The following is a 14,753-nucleotide window of genomic DNA, read 5'->3' as shown; positions in this document are numbered from 1 at the left end:
CAAAATTATCATCACTCTCAAGAATAAACCTGGTTCTAATGTTGCTCAGGTCTAGTCATCGGTAACGCTCGAATGAGTTCCCTAATCACATCCGTTGCTGCTCTACCTGTCTGATCACAATATTTTTCAAGCTTACTGGCTTCATTTGATGCCAAGTTTACAGTAATCCGCTTAACAGCCCATTTCTTGTTCATAGTTGAAATCTAGTTGCTTACCACAAATTTGTCAAAGCTACAAAAGTCTGTATTCATTAAATCTGGTTACGAAGCAAATTCAAGTGTTTGCTCAAGAAAGTTGACAAAAAGACATTTTAGGCTTTTTGTAACTTATTGAATTTGTCCCTCGCGAATGGTGTTCATAATTTAATTCTTCTTTCAAAATTCCTTGTGTAGTTTTGAATAAAGTCAAATACCATCCTTAAACTGACCAATTTTTGAATGAACAGGTGATTTTGCTTGCTAATAAGATGATATTTTATCAAGCACCTGCGTTAGTTGCTCAAGCTAACTGCAAATTATCGAGATACTTTTTCCCTAAATAGCTGTATTACTCGTAAAATAGCGAAGACTGCATTTACATTTACGGACTGTAGGTTCAGCATGTTCTGGGGTCGCTCTGTAAATGATCATTGGTTAGTAGAATTTGGTAAATTTTACAACGTTTCTTCCCTAAAAGGTTAATTAACCTGAGTCTAGAATCTCCCCACAAATAGCTTTATTCAGAAAGACTCGTAATTACAAATATTTAGGCTCAATACTATTTTGAAGTTTGTTGGCTAGTCAGGTCAAGACTTAGATAGTATTTTTTTGGTTATTAAACGACAGATAATATCGGGTGCTTTCCTTGTTACTCCTTAAACTCGACATGTATTGTATAACTTTCACATTGTCAAATAATTGATTATGTGCATTCAGTCCAAGCTTGAACTTTAGTTTTGTCAGGATACATGAGTTTTTTTCATCAGCACCTTCTGTTTAAAATATGTATAAAAAATATGGAAATAATAAGGTTTGTTTGAATCTTTTTGAGAAGAATCATTAATTTTCCAGTGCATTCAAGGTATATTATCCTCTATTTGTACAGTATTTGTATAAAAATATTGTATAAATAGCAACAAATAGTATGAGGATAAGCGTATCTTGGTAAATATTCAAGTCTAAATTTGAGGTATTTGGCATCGTGCTACCATTTCTGCTCGTGCGGATACATTGAGCTTACGAAATACTCGCTTCAAAGTTTGCTTGACTGTATTTTGGCTAATCCAAAGTTCGGCAGCAATTTCTGCATTCGTTAAACCTTTTGCAACCAAAGAAGCAATTTGTAATTCTCGTTGAGTTAAACAAGCCACCTGATTTAGCTCTTGTTTTGCTCGCAGAAAAGCTAATTTTGCAGAAATATGAGTGCAAAGCGCACTCAAACGCATCAAATCTTGTGAATTGAAGGCAGATGTTCTATTGGTTCGGGCGAAATGAACTGTGCCAATCAGTTTTCCTTGCCCAACAATAGGTCCCGTCATGATGTGTTCGTGGTCATATATCTTGCCACAGCCACTCTGATATAATTGGCTCTGCTTCCAACTTGTTTCAGTAAAAATAACTTGCTCATGGGCGGGAACGTGATGTTCAATAACATAATCCATAACTGGATCAATCGCCGCACCAACATTTTCGTAGTAGTCGAAAAAGCTATCTGGTAATCCTTTGATATCGATGGTGGCACGTTGTCCTGTAGTGTCATGCAAGTAAATACTCCAATGTTGGCAAACAAATAGTTCCCCTGCTGCATCCATATAATCTAGGCGCAGTTGTAATTCATCACGAGCGATCGCTATTTTTTGAACCAGTGCTTGAAAGCTACCAGACATAGCAAAAATGTACTCAACTGGGTAATTGGCAACCAATATATTCAACTCTAGGATAGCTGTATTCATTGCACAGTTTGAAATTTGCAGTATGAATAATCAGTTTCAAAAGACTATTGGTTTAGTCATTTATCCAGATATGTTTCAGCTAGATATCACTGCTCCACACCAAGTTTTTTCTTTAATGCCTAACACTTCCGTTTTACTGTTGTGGAAGTCACTCGAACCTGTAGTCAGCAATGGTGGGTTAACTATTTTACCAAATACTACCTTTGATGAGTGTCCCCAACTTGATGTGTTGTGTGTACCTGGAGGATCTTTTGGTGCAGTACAAATCATGGAAGATATCGAAGTCTTAGCTTTTTTGCAAAAACATGGAAACACAACCAAGTACATCACTGCTGTTTGTACAGGTTCGCTCATTCTAGCAGCAGCTGGATTGCTGCGAGGATATCAAGCTACTTCCCACTGGGCGTTTCGAGAGCAATTGGAACTGATGGGAGCAAAAGTCAGTACAGAAAGAGTAGTTATAGATCGTAACCGAATCACTGGGGGAGGTGTGACAGCAGGGATTGATTTTGCCTTGACGATTGCAGCAATGCTTTGTGGTGAAGAAACTGCCAAGTTGATTGAATTGATGTTGGAGTACAATCCTTCACCCCCATTTGGAGTGGGTTCACCAGAAAAAGCAGGTGCGGAACTAGTACAAGCTGTTAAAAATTTTGGAATATCGTTGATAGCAGCATCATATGATGCTAGTAGAAAAGCAACTTCTAAAGAAAATTGATTGGCTGATTTAACAATGCCCCAACTTTAATCAGTAAATCATTTATTTTCCCTGCGTCTAAATCCCGACTATGATAACGTCAACACTAATCCCTGATAAAAGTTAACAGTTAACTTATTTTAACTTTTTGCTTAGAAACAACAGTTGATTCAATTGCTGAACCATGGGTAATCATTGTGTAAAACAAAGATTCATAGTGATTTAAAGCTTGGTCAAAAGAATATTGCTCAACAGCAAATTGGCGACTGTTATAGCCGAGAGTTTTAACTTTTTCAGGGTGTTCGTACAAATCCAAAATTGCCTTGGCTAGAGTGTCGGGATCTTCTGGAGGGACGACAACACCACCGCCGCTTTGTCTAATTGATCTTGCAGCAGTACCGTTATCAGGTACAGATGCAACTAATGCTTTACCACTGGCAAGCAAAACTTGAATTTTGGATGGCATGTTGAAGGATATTACATTTTTCTTTTGCACTACCAAACCAACATCAGCAGCAGCCAACATCTCTGGTAACTGTTCACGGGGTTGAAAAGGTAGCAGTAAAACGTTATCTGCACCGCAGTTTTGGCATTCTTGCTGCAATCTTTGTAGACCTTTTGCTTCTCCTACAATCACAAATTTAATATCTGGAATATGTTGCAATATAGAGGCAGCTTTTACTACTGTTTCCAAGCCTTGAGTCAGGGCAATGTTACCAGAATATAAAACTAAAAATTTCTCATTTAGTTGATGCTTGCTGCGGAAAGAGTTATTTTCTTTTGGTAAAGGACGAATAAAATTGACATCAACCCAGTTGGGAATTTGTATAATTTTATTCGCTTTTACATCTTTCTCTATTAAGTTTTCTACAAATCCATCAGCAATGACACTAATTTTAGTTGCAGTGTGGTAGGCAAATTTTTCTAATACTGTGAAGGCTTTAACAAGTAATTGATTTTTGATCAAGCCAACATGAATTGCTGCTTCTGGCAAGATATCTTGAAGGTTTAATACCACAGGGCAATTTTGTAACCATCCCAATAAAGCTGTTGGTATACATACAGGTAAAGATGGCGAAGTCGCAAGAATTACATCTGGACGCCAACCCCTCAATGCTGGTAGAAAACTTGTAACAACAAAGCTTGCATCTAGTAACACCCGATCTAGTAGGTTCGGTTGAGGACGAATCCAAACATAGCTACGTTGAATTTGAACGCCATTTTTATATTCGGTCAGATACAACTTTTTTTTATACGCATCATAGATTCGACGTTCTGGGTAGTTTGGCATAGCAGTTACTACACGTACTTGGTGTCCTCGTTTAACCAGTCCTTCTGCTAATTCAGTCATTAGAGGAGCTATACCTATTGGTTCTGGATAGTAGTTATAAGAGTAAATTAAAATCTGCATAACAAATCAGTCAAAACAACCCTGGTTTTCGTTTAATTCAGCAAATTTTTCCTGAAAATTATTCCAGGTAGAGATTGCACTTCTATCTGAATTTTCTCCTTGGATTGTCTGAATGTCAGTGCTTTGCAAGTAAATATTAAGTAAAGTTTTACACTTACACTCAAGTATCTACTAATATAAATTTTTACACCTCTATAGTAAAAAAAGAAATGTATTTAAGTAGTATTATTTAAGTAAAAACTCTAGGTATACAGTAAAAATTAAAGAAAATAAGGTATGTGAAAATATATTCAGATAAGCCCACAATCATTTGTAGAGACGATTCAAACAGGGCTTCAGACCCAATACTACTCGGATAAAACAAATAAATTGACATTTTAATTCTGTAGAGACGTTGCATCTGCTAGTCTCTACAAGGGTTATGGATGACACATAATTAATTTTCACCAGGTGTCTATTGGGTTATGGTGAGAATGAAATAGTCGTGGTTATTCCTGATAATTATATTCAAAGTTTGCATCAACCTATTACAAGGTGTGAAGAAGTTCAAAACTAGAACCAGATAAAACTTTCGGTCATTAATTTTTTCTCCTTACTCAAAACCTACAGATTGACACAAACTCTGTTAAATCATCTGTTACTTACTAACAAAGAAAAACTTTTCAGCTTAATTGTTAACGGTAACATCATTGGGAATTAAAAGATTCTGATACTGACTAGAATCCAGAAAATCACGGGAATCAGGATTAACAGATGTCCCTAATCCTTGTTGACGTGGTCTGATGTATTCACTAAAAAGATTCTGACTAGAAAGCTTAGATTGATCCGTATTTTGGTTCATATCTATCACGCCATTTGTAGAATTAGAATCTGGAATTATGTTATCCTCTGCTGATATATTTGGATAGATAAATCCATCGCTAACCCTTCCATCTGTCAGTTGATTATAACTATAATCACCAATCAAAATGTCGTTACTGTTATAACCAATCAACTGAGGATTGTTGTTGCTTCCGGTTAATACATCGTTACCTTCAACATCGTTAGTAATGTTGTTTTGGTAATTGCTATTTTGCTGATTTTGTGGTGAAGTTGTGCCACTAAGTAAAGGATCTTCTTGACTAGATTGAGGAGATGCAGTGACAACCATCTCAAATGCTCCAATGTCAGGTTGATTATCTCTGCTGCTCCCTAATTGGTCAGTAGTGGGTACACCGCTTACTGTGACACCACTGTTAATGGCAGGACTACCTGATAAAAGGGGATGTACTAAAACTCCTCCAATATCTTGTAAAGGCCCAAGCAGAGGATCAACAATTTGACTACCTGCGACAACTTGATTACCGATCTCTGGTGCTGGAAATTCAATATTGCCGCCGCCATCCTGTAGTTGATATCCAACCTGTTGTTGTGAGGGATCGCTAGCAGTATTGTAAGCAACAATCGAATTAGTGAGGGTGACTGGCTGTGTCGGACTGTAGATCCAAAATGCCCCATTTGCTCGTCCGGCTTCGTTATAGACAATAGTAGAATTTGTAATGTTGACGGGGACAGATTCGTCAGTGTTAACAAACATCGCTCCGCCAGCATCTTCAATTGCCTTATTTTCAGAAAAGGTGGTGTTGGTGATGTTGACTGGCGAATGACCGTCTAGCCATATAGCTCCGCCTTGCTTTGCAGCTGTATTTTCAGCAAAGGTGACGTTGTTAATTGTGAGTGCGCTGTTAGCTCGCAGTCCACCTCCTCGACCTATACCATTAGCATTAAAGTCTGCTGTATTGCCAATTACGGTGCTGTCTTCGAGAATAATCGTGTCTGGTCCGTAACCATAGAGAAAAAGTGCGCCGCCTTCTCCTTTAGTATGATTGTTTTCAAACTGACAACCATGGATAGCAATTGTACCTCCGACAGTAGAACCGGGACCTACTGGGTTTGCTCCATCGGTAAAAATTGCGCCGCCACCAATATCACCTTCTGAGCTATTGTTAATAAAAACTGAGTTTTCTACAGTTAATTCACCTAATAGGCTATAAATTGCTCCGCCATTTACACCTTTGTTATTTGTGAATTCGCTGTCTTTAACAACTAGCACACCGGAACCATAGGTAGCGATCGCCCCACCGCTAAATCCAGAATTCCCAAGAGTACCATCGTTGCTGTCAAAACTACTGCCAAGTACCGTGGCTTTACTGCCGTAACCAACATAAACAGCTCCACCCTGGTAAGAGCTATTGTTGTTAAAGTTACAGTTTTCTACCTGAAGGGTGCTGTAGTCCCAGGCTGCGATCGCACCACCTCTTCCGTCTGTTCCTGTCACCATACCGTTGGTGAGGGTTAGGTTCTTGACTGTAGCATTGACATAACTGCTTACAGAAAATACCCGTGTAGAATTATTGCCGTTAATCGTTAAATTTTCTGCCCCTGCACCATCAATCGTTACGTCTTTTGTAATGGGAAGTTCCCCACTAGTAAGTGTGATAGTCTGGTTGGCAAGGCTAGGATCAAACTGGATGATGTCTCCCGCTTGAGCAGATTCGAGCGCTACTCGTAAAGAACCTTCTCCATTATCTGCATTGTTGGTAACGTTAATGATAGCCATGCTTTGAATTCCCTTAAAAATGAGTGTTTTGAGATCGACATGTTGAAGAAAATCACAATTTTTGTGATTTAGAAGCGATCGCATCATCGTTTGAAACGATGGGAATCACGAGACAGCACCCTATTTATTACCGTTACGTGGAAGTCAAAAGTCCTGATGATCTGATATTTTTGACCTATTTTTCAAATTTTGTGTCCATTTTCCACGTAATCTACTAGTTTTATTTTTCATATATATTTTTAGTAAACAGGAATGCTTTGTTTAACTAGTGATTAAATACGTGGATATACCGGAAGACATGAAAAATTTAATCCAATTAAATAGTTGGACAAAATTAAATTCATTCGTGGAGATAGGCAATAGGCAATAGGCAATAGGCAATAGAGAAATAATCTGTGTAATTAATTCTGTCTAAGTACTTTTATGAATATTTTTTTCTTTGGAAGTTCTTAATTTTGGGAATAATATTTTGATTTTGGAAAGCACCCTGGAAAAATTGAAATCCTCGAACAATCGAGTTTTTGATATTGACAACGCTTCAGAGAAATAGCACAATTTCGCTATCTCAATCAAGTTTCAGCCTCTGCGGCGGATTTTTGTGAATGTTCTGAACGCATCCAATGTGTAGGAAGCTCCAAGTGATCTGGTAAAACAGTTGTGCGATCGCCTACTGCAAATCTAATTTGGTGTGATTGCAAGTTTTTAGCTCCTGTCAGAGTGGCTCCAGCTAGTTTCACATCACACAAATTTGTGCCAAAGAAATCTACTCCCATCAGATTTGCATCACAGAGATTAGCTTCATGAAACATTGCTTTTTGCAGGTTAGTTCCCATCAAATTAGCTCCATAGAGATTGGCTTCTCTCAGGCTAGCTTCAGAGAAATTTGCAAAAAATATCTCTGTGTGTTCTAGTTTGGCTGCATTCAAATTTGCCTGTTGCAAATTTGTTCCATTCAGGTTTGCGCCTTTGAGGTTTGCACCAATTAATCCTGCTGACTGCAAGTTGGCTTTACCAAGCTTTGCTCCCTGTAAATTAGTCAGAAATAGCTTGGCATGAGAAAGATTTGCCACTTTGAGGTTACAAGATTGCAAATTAGCTTTATACAGATTTGCTTCACAAAAATTGGCTGCACGCAGACTTGCTCCAGACAAGTTTGCTGACCGCAAGTTGGCTCCAGTCAAGTTGGCTCGGTTTAAGTTGGCTCCACAGAGGTTAGCTTCTTCGAGGTTAGATGATTGTAAATCGGCTTCATACAAAACTGTGCCACAAAGTTTTGCACCTTCGAGTTTTGCCTCAAACAAGTTAGCTTTCTGGAGATTGGCTTTTGTCAAGTTTGCTCCCCGTAGATCTAAACGCTGCAAGTTGGCATTCGATAGGTCTACTCGTCTAATATCAGTATTCCTTAAATCAAGTTTCTGATTTTCTTGATCTTGTTTCCAGTTGCGTCTGCCAATTACGGTTAAGGCTGCTTGTAAATCTGTGGATATTTTTGCAACTTTTGCGATCTCTTCTACAGAATTTTCCGGTTCTGGCTTGATGCTGCTATTTTCTCGCACAAATGCACACAGAATTTCCATAATTGTCCAGTATTGTTTTGGTGAATCCTGGGCAACTTTTTCGAGGGCATAAATTGCCCCGATCCGGGTTGCTACGCGTTCATGTCCTAACTGGGTGATTGCTGCTATCAAACGCTCTGCGATCAAGCGTTCTTGAGCTAGTTCTAGATTTTGAATACCAATTTCGTTATTTTGTTCTGCTGCGATCGCACTTTTTTTCAATGCTTCGGTACGTTTGGCTGCATAATAAGCATGAATTATTACTGCTAAACCTACAAATACGCTAGCTGTTGTGTTTAATGCTTGATTTCTGCTGACTATTTTTTGTTCATTTGATAATCCTTCAACTTGTGAAACTGCAAAGAATATTACAGTTGGTGATAAGCTAAACAAAATTGCGATCACTACCAACCAACTTTTAAATCCATCTGTCTTCCTGCCAGACATATGGCTAGTAATCCTCACTACATAGAATTATTACGGACAACATTGAAAAAAAAGAGTATATCATTTGTCAATAAATTTCAATATCTATCATAAGGTGCAATAAAAATATTAATCATTGGTTTGTAATTGTCTATTGATTATTAATTGTTATGTCAATATGTGACAATTTAGCTATACATCTCACTCAATTCCTGCTAGGTATGTTGGCACAAATACAGCTAACTAGTTTTAGCAAGTGTAGGTAGTTCACTATAGAGCCATGATGCCAAGAAGTTAATTTTTGCTTTGTAATAATACTTGGCAAAAGAAAATTTCTTTAACCAAAATATTTAGCCAAATTATACCTACCAATTCTTAAAAACCAACTCTATATATGCAGCAATCTATACAGCCAATTACTAAAGATTTAGTACTAATTGGTGGTGGTCATAGCCATGCAATAGCTCTGTTAATGTTTGGGATGAAACCTTTTGATGGCATCCAATTAACTTTAATCACCGATAGAGTTGATACACCTTACTCTGGAATGCTACCAGGGTATATTGCTGGTTTTTACAGCTATGAAGAATGTCATATTGATTTGCGACAACTTACAAATTTTGCTAAAGCTCAATTATATATTGACCAAGTGATTAATCTTGACTTGGAAAATAAAAAAGTGATTTGTGCCAACCGTCCAGAAGTAGCATTTGATGTACTGTCAATAGATATTGGCAGCACTCCGGCCACGATTTCTGTTCCAGGGGCAGCAGAATATACAATTGGGGCAAAACCAGTGTCAAATTTACTGCAACACTGGCATAGACTACTTGATAAAGTAGCTGCTCATCAGCAAAAGCCGTTGAGTGTTGGAATTGTAGGAGGAGGGGCTGGTGGTGTGGAATTAGCGTTATCGATGCAAGCTCATTTGTATCAGGCGTCCAAAGTGTGTCCCCTCAGATTCTCCTCAAAAAGAGAACTTATCGATAATAATATACTAAAACAGGGAGCTTTAGAAATTCATTTATTCCAGCGTGATGCTCAACTCTTACCCAATCATCATTGGTCTGTACAACATACAGTCAAGCAGCTTGTAACCAAACGTGGGATTCAACTGCATTTAGGCGAAAGTGTATGTAAAGTTGAACCAGGTAAAATTATATGTGAATCTGGGTTGACGGTAGAGTGCGATCGCATTTTTTGGGTGACACAAGCCTCAGCACCACAGTGGTTAAAAGCAACTGGATTAACAACTGATGAGCAAGGCTTTATTTTGGTAAGTGACACATTGCAATCTTTGTCTCATCAGTACGTGTTTGCTACAGGAGATATTGCCACAATGGTAAATCATCCACGTCCGAAAGCAGGAGTATTTGCTGTTCGCCAAGGAAAACCTTTATTTGAGAACTTACAACGATTTTTATTGGACAAACCTCTCAAAAGTTACATCCCACAGAAACAATATTTAAGCTTAATAGGTACGGGTGACGGTAGAGCGATCGCCACACGTGGATGTTTGACTTTACCACCTCATCGATTACTGTGGCAGTGGAAAGATTGGATTGATCGTAGTTTTATGCAACAGTTTAGTAGGGGACAGAACAATTAAAAATTAAAAATGGGGAAGAAGGTGGACAAAGGAGATTACCTATAAACATCTGGAGGTATTTTGCCAAAAGTGTATGGTTCCAATCCAACTGGCTATATTACTTATACTCCTGAGAAGCGGATGATGGTCATCTTCTCCAAATGCGATCGCCTAGCTTTAAGCGGAGATATTAATTCGCCCTTTAGCAAAAAAATCCAATATTTACCATCACAAGAGTGTGTGCAGGCATTTTCTACATTCAATGCTTACGCTGGGATGTATACAATAGATGGCAACACAGTTACGCATCATGTCGAGGTAGCCTCTATCCCCAATCGGGTGGGTACAGACTTGATTCGTACGTTCACATTGAGAGAGAATCAAGTCACACTTAAAACGCCACCAACTAGGATTGATGATGTCGAGAAAGTCTTAGAATTGGTGTGGGAAAAAGTGGAGTCTTAATCAAGTAGGAGTGTCAATTAGATAGAAATTCAACAATTAAAGAAGCGATCGCCCAAATTAGTTAATCTAGACAATACGATTGAATCTACCACAAGTTAGATGCAAGCAACTACTTGGAAGCTTTACCTCCCTGTGGTCAAATGAATAGATTAATAGATTTAGGGAATGTTAGCACTGATGAAACAAACTATTACTCGGACAACAGCATTTTTAGCTTCTTGCACTTTCCTAATCACAGCCTGTAGTGGTAACACTGGTACAAAAACTAGTACAAATAACAATGGCACAAATACCGCTACCACTACCTCATCAACAACGGGTATATCTGGCCCCATACCCATCGGTATTGCCTTTGCCCAGACTAGCAACGTCGCATTACTCGGTCAAGAAGGAGTTGCAGGTGCAAAAATTGCTGAGAAATATTTCAATGACAAAGGAGGGGTTAACGGTACTCCGATTAAATTAGTATTTCAAGATGCGGGTGGTGATGAAGCCGGAGCAATTAACGCTTTTCAAACTTTAATTAATAAAGATAAAGTTGTTGGTATTGTCGGCCCGACTTTATCACAACAAGCTTTTAGTGCTGCTCCGATTGCGGAACGGGCAAAAGTGCCAGCAATTGGTGCATCCACTACAGCAAAAGGTGTTCCCGAAATTGGTGATTATATTGCTCGTGTATCTGCACCAGTTTCTGTTGTCGCACCTAATTCAGTCAAGGCTGCACTGAAGCAAAATCCTAATATTAAAAAAGTAGCAGTTTTTTATGCTCAAAATGATGCTTTTAACAAATCAGAAACTGAAATTTTCCAAAAAACAGTAAAAGAGCAAGGACTAGAATTAGTCACAGTTCAAAAATTTCAAACTACTGATACCGATTTTCAAGCTCAAGCTACCAATGCTCTAAATTTAAAACCAGATTTAATTATTATTTCTGGTTTGGCTGCTGATGGTGGTAACTTAGTCAGACAATTACGAGAATTAGGTTACAAAGGTGCAATTATTGGTGGTAATGGTCTAAATACATCAAATGTACTTTCAGTTTGTAAAGCATTTTGTGATGGTCTCATGATTGCTCAAGCTTACAGTCCTGAACATCCAGGAGAGATTAATGCTGTATTTCGCAAAGCATACTTAGATCAATACAAAAAAGAACCACCTCAATTTAGCGCTCAAGCTTTTGCAGCAGTACAGGTTTATGTAGAGGCTTTAAAAAGTTTAGATCAAAAAACCAAAGTGAACACCATACCTGTAGATAAACTGCGGACAGAATTAAATAAACAAATACTCACAGGTAAATACAATACACCTCTTGGTGAAATTTCATTTAGCCCAGAAGGTGAAATTGTACAAAAAGACTTTTATGTTGCCCAAATTAAGATGGAAAAAGATGGCAGTACTGGTAAATTTGCATTTATCAAATAGTTGCAATTATGGATATATCTCTATTTTTGCAGCAGTTTTTAAATGGGTTATCTATTGGTAGCGTCTACGCTATTTTTGCTTTAGGATATACCCTAGTTTACTCAATTTTGGGCATCATTAATTTAGCTCATGGTGCTATTTTTACCTTGGGTGCATATTTTACCTATGCACTGATTGGTGGGAGATTTGGATTTAATGGTTTATTGGCAAATGTAGCTTTACCTGTGCAATTACCTTTTGCTTTAGCTTTAATTTTGGGGAGTATTTTGGCAGGATTAGTCGGAGTAGCGGTAGAACGAATTGCTTTTTTACCCTTGCGTCAACGGGGTTCCGATCCTTTGCTAACAGTGGTTTCTAGCTTGGGTGTAGCAGTGGTAATTGTCAATTTAATTCAATATTTAGTGGGTGCAGAAAGTTACACTTACCCAGGAAATACTTATGGTAATTTGCCACCTGCAATTAATTTTGGTTCCCAAACCAATCCAATTCCAATCCGCACTGTGCAGGTAGTGATTTTTGTTGTTTCTATGGTATTTGTTGCCATTTTGACTTATTTTATTAGTCACACAAAATACGGTAAGGCGATGCAGGCGATCGCAGAAGATGCAACAACAGCCAGTTTATTAGGAATTAACTGCGATCGCTTTATTATCCTGACGTTTTTTATCAGCAGTTTTTTAGCAGGAGTGGCGGGAACTTTAGTCGCTTCCAGTGTTAGCATTGCTGGGCCTTATTTTGGCATAGGTTTTGGGTTACGGGGTTTAGCAGTAATTGTCTTGGGTGGTTTAGGTAGTATTCCTGGTGCAGTGTTAGGAGGTTTGGTTATTGGATTGGTGGAAGCATTTGTTCCAGGCGAATTCTCTGGCTACAAAGATGCCGTTGCTTTTGGTATTTTGTTTATTATGCTCTTAGTTAGACCACAGGGTTTGCTAGGAAAAAGATTTATTCAAAAGGTTTAAATCTATGACAACAAGCACCAAACAAAAACTTACCTTCGATCAATTTCTAGACAATTATCCAGAAGAAGGTTTTTATGAATTAGTGAATGAGGAAATTATAGAAGTACGTTCAACTAGAAATCATGATGATGTTGCTGACCCAGAATTGTCACTAACAGCAGAGCAGGTGTTAACAGCTTGAATTATCTCATTTTTTTGTTTGTAGTGAGGACTTGAGTCCTCACTACAAACTTAAAGCAATAGTTACTCTTTATGATACTAATGTTCTGTTTTACCAACTAGCTTTTGTTTTACTTCCTTGTAATATATCAGGCTTCTCCAAACTTTTCTTCTTGATGTTTTGAGAAGTCAAAAAGGCAATTACTAAAGTTTTTACTTTTTTAAATACTATTTTTATATTCATTTTATCTCTCCCTTTCAATATTTTCAAAAATTTAACTGGTTCTGTGAAAATAGACAAAGGTATGTTATTAGATATTATAGATTTAATATTATGGACTCCATAGCATAATTTCAATCCTTGATAACCAGTAGTCCATCTAAATATTTGTTCAATCCAAGCATTTTTTTGTTTCTCACCAATTGTCATATCGGTAAAACTAGGAGTTCTGTTTATAGAAACAACATCTAAGAAGATTTTGCCTATAAAGCCTGTGTGTTTAGCTAGAATAGTAAGATGAGAATCTTCACTTCTTGTACCCGGATATCTTTGAGAAATTATCACTAATAAGCTAATAAGCACATCAGTCTTTCCTAGTGTACCTCCTCCTGGCATCCATTGGTAGCCAATGTATCTACCATGAACAGCATCTAAAAAAAATTGCAGAGGAGGAATTTCCTCACTAAAGTTAGGCAAAAGAACTTTCATTCCATCTACTATACTTTTTTGGTAAACAGCAAATTTGTTTCTTGTACCAAGAATATCTATTTCGGGTTCATTCTTAAATTTATTTACCATTAACATCAAACCATTAGATTCTGGATCTATAAATGCATTATTTTGCTCCACTAAAAACTGAGATTCAGCATCAAAAGCAACTAAAATTGCAGGAGAAATCCATCCATTCTCTATACTCCTGAGTAGTAAAGAACCATATATGTCTCCCAAAACTCGGATTTTACCTGCTGTATGTTCTCCTTCTTTTTGATGGACAAAAAATATCCTATGCTGAGAATTTTGGTAATCGATATTACTTAAGTAATAAGGTTCTCCTTCACACTTTATATTATTAAAAATTTTGGCTGGAATATTGTTTCCTAACTTGTCGTCTGTATATAGATGAATGACTTGAACATGGGAAATAAAACTAAAGCGTTCAATAACAGAATGACATTCAAAGCCATTATTCAGACCGATAACTATATCAGCCATCATCCCAATTTCAGAGATTTGTGTAATAAGTTTGGGGATAGTATATGGTAAATAATTTTCGGCTCCTTTGCCCGCAGCGACAACTCCCAGTATTCTTGTGCTGTCAAAAGTATTATTACTTATGGTCTTAATCCATTCTCTGCAAGACAAAACACTCTCTACATCTGCTCTCAATCTTCTATTTTGTTTTTCACGTAATGAAACTTTTTCTTCTAAATGATTAGTTAATAAACTAGATGTAACTACTTGCTTAATATTAGTAAAAATCATTGTTTGATACTCCTTATTAGTTCATCCTCTAACAGGATTTTGGATTTTAGGTTGACCT

11 protein-coding genes and 1 pseudogene are annotated in these 14,753 nt (G+C 37.5%); 6 read left to right on the top strand and 6 right to left on the bottom strand.

Annotation, left to right across the window (positions count from 1 at the left end; genetic code table 11):
• Positions 1-35: 35 nt before the first annotated feature.
• Complete coding sequence (locus tag AC5JMK_RS25910; RefSeq protein ID WP_035121087.1) at positions 36-194, bottom strand: ribbon-helix-helix domain-containing protein; 159 nt, start codon at positions 192-194, stop codon at positions 36-38.
• Between the two features lie 962 nt (positions 195-1,156).
• Positions 1,157-1,930: a LuxR C-terminal-related transcriptional regulator gene (locus AC5JMK_RS25905; protein WP_495911301.1), complete on the bottom strand. Its 774-nt coding sequence runs from the start codon at positions 1,928-1,930 to the stop codon at positions 1,157-1,159.
• A 22-nt stretch (positions 1,931-1,952) separates the two neighbouring features.
• Between AC5JMK_RS25905 and AC5JMK_RS25900 the strand changes: the two genes are divergently transcribed.
• A complete protein-coding gene (locus tag AC5JMK_RS25900) occupies positions 1,953-2,648 on the top strand; it encodes a DJ-1/PfpI family protein (RefSeq protein ID WP_096678346.1) in 696 nt (231 codons plus the stop codon).
• Between the two features lie 109 nt (positions 2,649-2,757).
• On the opposite strand, the gene AC5JMK_RS25895 is transcribed toward AC5JMK_RS25900, so the two are convergent.
• The 3 genes from AC5JMK_RS25895 to AC5JMK_RS25885 form a co-directional block, all read right to left on the bottom strand.
• A complete protein-coding gene (locus AC5JMK_RS25895) occupies positions 2,758-4,038 on the bottom strand; it encodes a glycosyltransferase family 4 protein (protein WP_096678348.1) in 1,281 nt (426 codons plus the stop codon).
• Positions 4,039-4,705: 667 nt separating this feature from the next.
• Complete coding sequence (locus AC5JMK_RS25890; RefSeq protein WP_495911300.1) at positions 4,706-6,637, bottom strand: choice-of-anchor Q domain-containing protein; 1,932 nt, start codon at positions 6,635-6,637, stop codon at positions 4,706-4,708.
• 569 nt (positions 6,638-7,206) lie between these two features.
• Positions 7,207-8,640 (bottom strand): pentapeptide repeat-containing protein, encoded by a 1,434-nt coding sequence (locus AC5JMK_RS25885; protein ID WP_495911299.1) that lies wholly within the window; start codon positions 8,638-8,640, stop codon positions 7,207-7,209.
• A gap of 373 nt (positions 8,641-9,013) precedes the next feature.
• On the opposite strand from AC5JMK_RS25885, the gene AC5JMK_RS25880 reads away from it, so the two are divergent.
• The 5 genes and pseudogenes from AC5JMK_RS25880 to AC5JMK_RS25860 all read left to right on the top strand — a co-directional run.
• A complete protein-coding gene (locus AC5JMK_RS25880; RefSeq protein WP_495911298.1) occupies positions 9,014-10,228 on the top strand; it encodes an FAD-dependent oxidoreductase in 1,215 nt (404 codons plus the stop codon).
• Positions 10,229-10,297: 69 nt separating this feature from the next.
• Positions 10,298-10,672 (top strand): lipocalin-like domain-containing protein, encoded by a 375-nt coding sequence (locus tag AC5JMK_RS25875; RefSeq protein WP_495911317.1) that lies wholly within the window; start codon positions 10,298-10,300, stop codon positions 10,670-10,672.
• Positions 10,673-10,849: 177 nt separating this feature from the next.
• Positions 10,850-12,094 carry an ABC transporter substrate-binding protein gene (locus AC5JMK_RS25870; protein WP_495911297.1) on the top strand — a complete coding sequence of 415 codons (1,245 nt, stop codon included), beginning with the start codon at positions 10,850-10,852 and terminating at the stop codon, positions 12,092-12,094.
• A gap of 8 nt (positions 12,095-12,102) precedes the next feature.
• Positions 12,103-13,053: a branched-chain amino acid ABC transporter permease gene (locus AC5JMK_RS25865; protein ID WP_495911296.1), complete on the top strand. Its 951-nt coding sequence runs from the start codon at positions 12,103-12,105 to the stop codon at positions 13,051-13,053.
• A 4-nt stretch (positions 13,054-13,057) separates the two neighbouring features.
• Positions 13,058-13,192, top strand: a pseudogene (locus AC5JMK_RS25860) (Uma2 family endonuclease); the annotation flags it as partial.
• 132 nt (positions 13,193-13,324) lie between these two features.
• Here AC5JMK_RS25860 and AC5JMK_RS25855 read toward each other — a convergent pair.
• Complete coding sequence (locus AC5JMK_RS25855) at positions 13,325-14,695, bottom strand: hypothetical protein (protein ID WP_096678357.1); 1,371 nt, start codon at positions 14,693-14,695, stop codon at positions 13,325-13,327.
• Between the last annotated feature and the right edge of the window lie 58 nt (positions 14,696-14,753).

It is taken from the genome of Pelatocladus sp., from assembly GCF_059505505.1.
The sequence above is the reverse complement of the archived record's forward strand: the minus strand, read 5'-3'. Positions and strand labels throughout refer to the sequence as shown.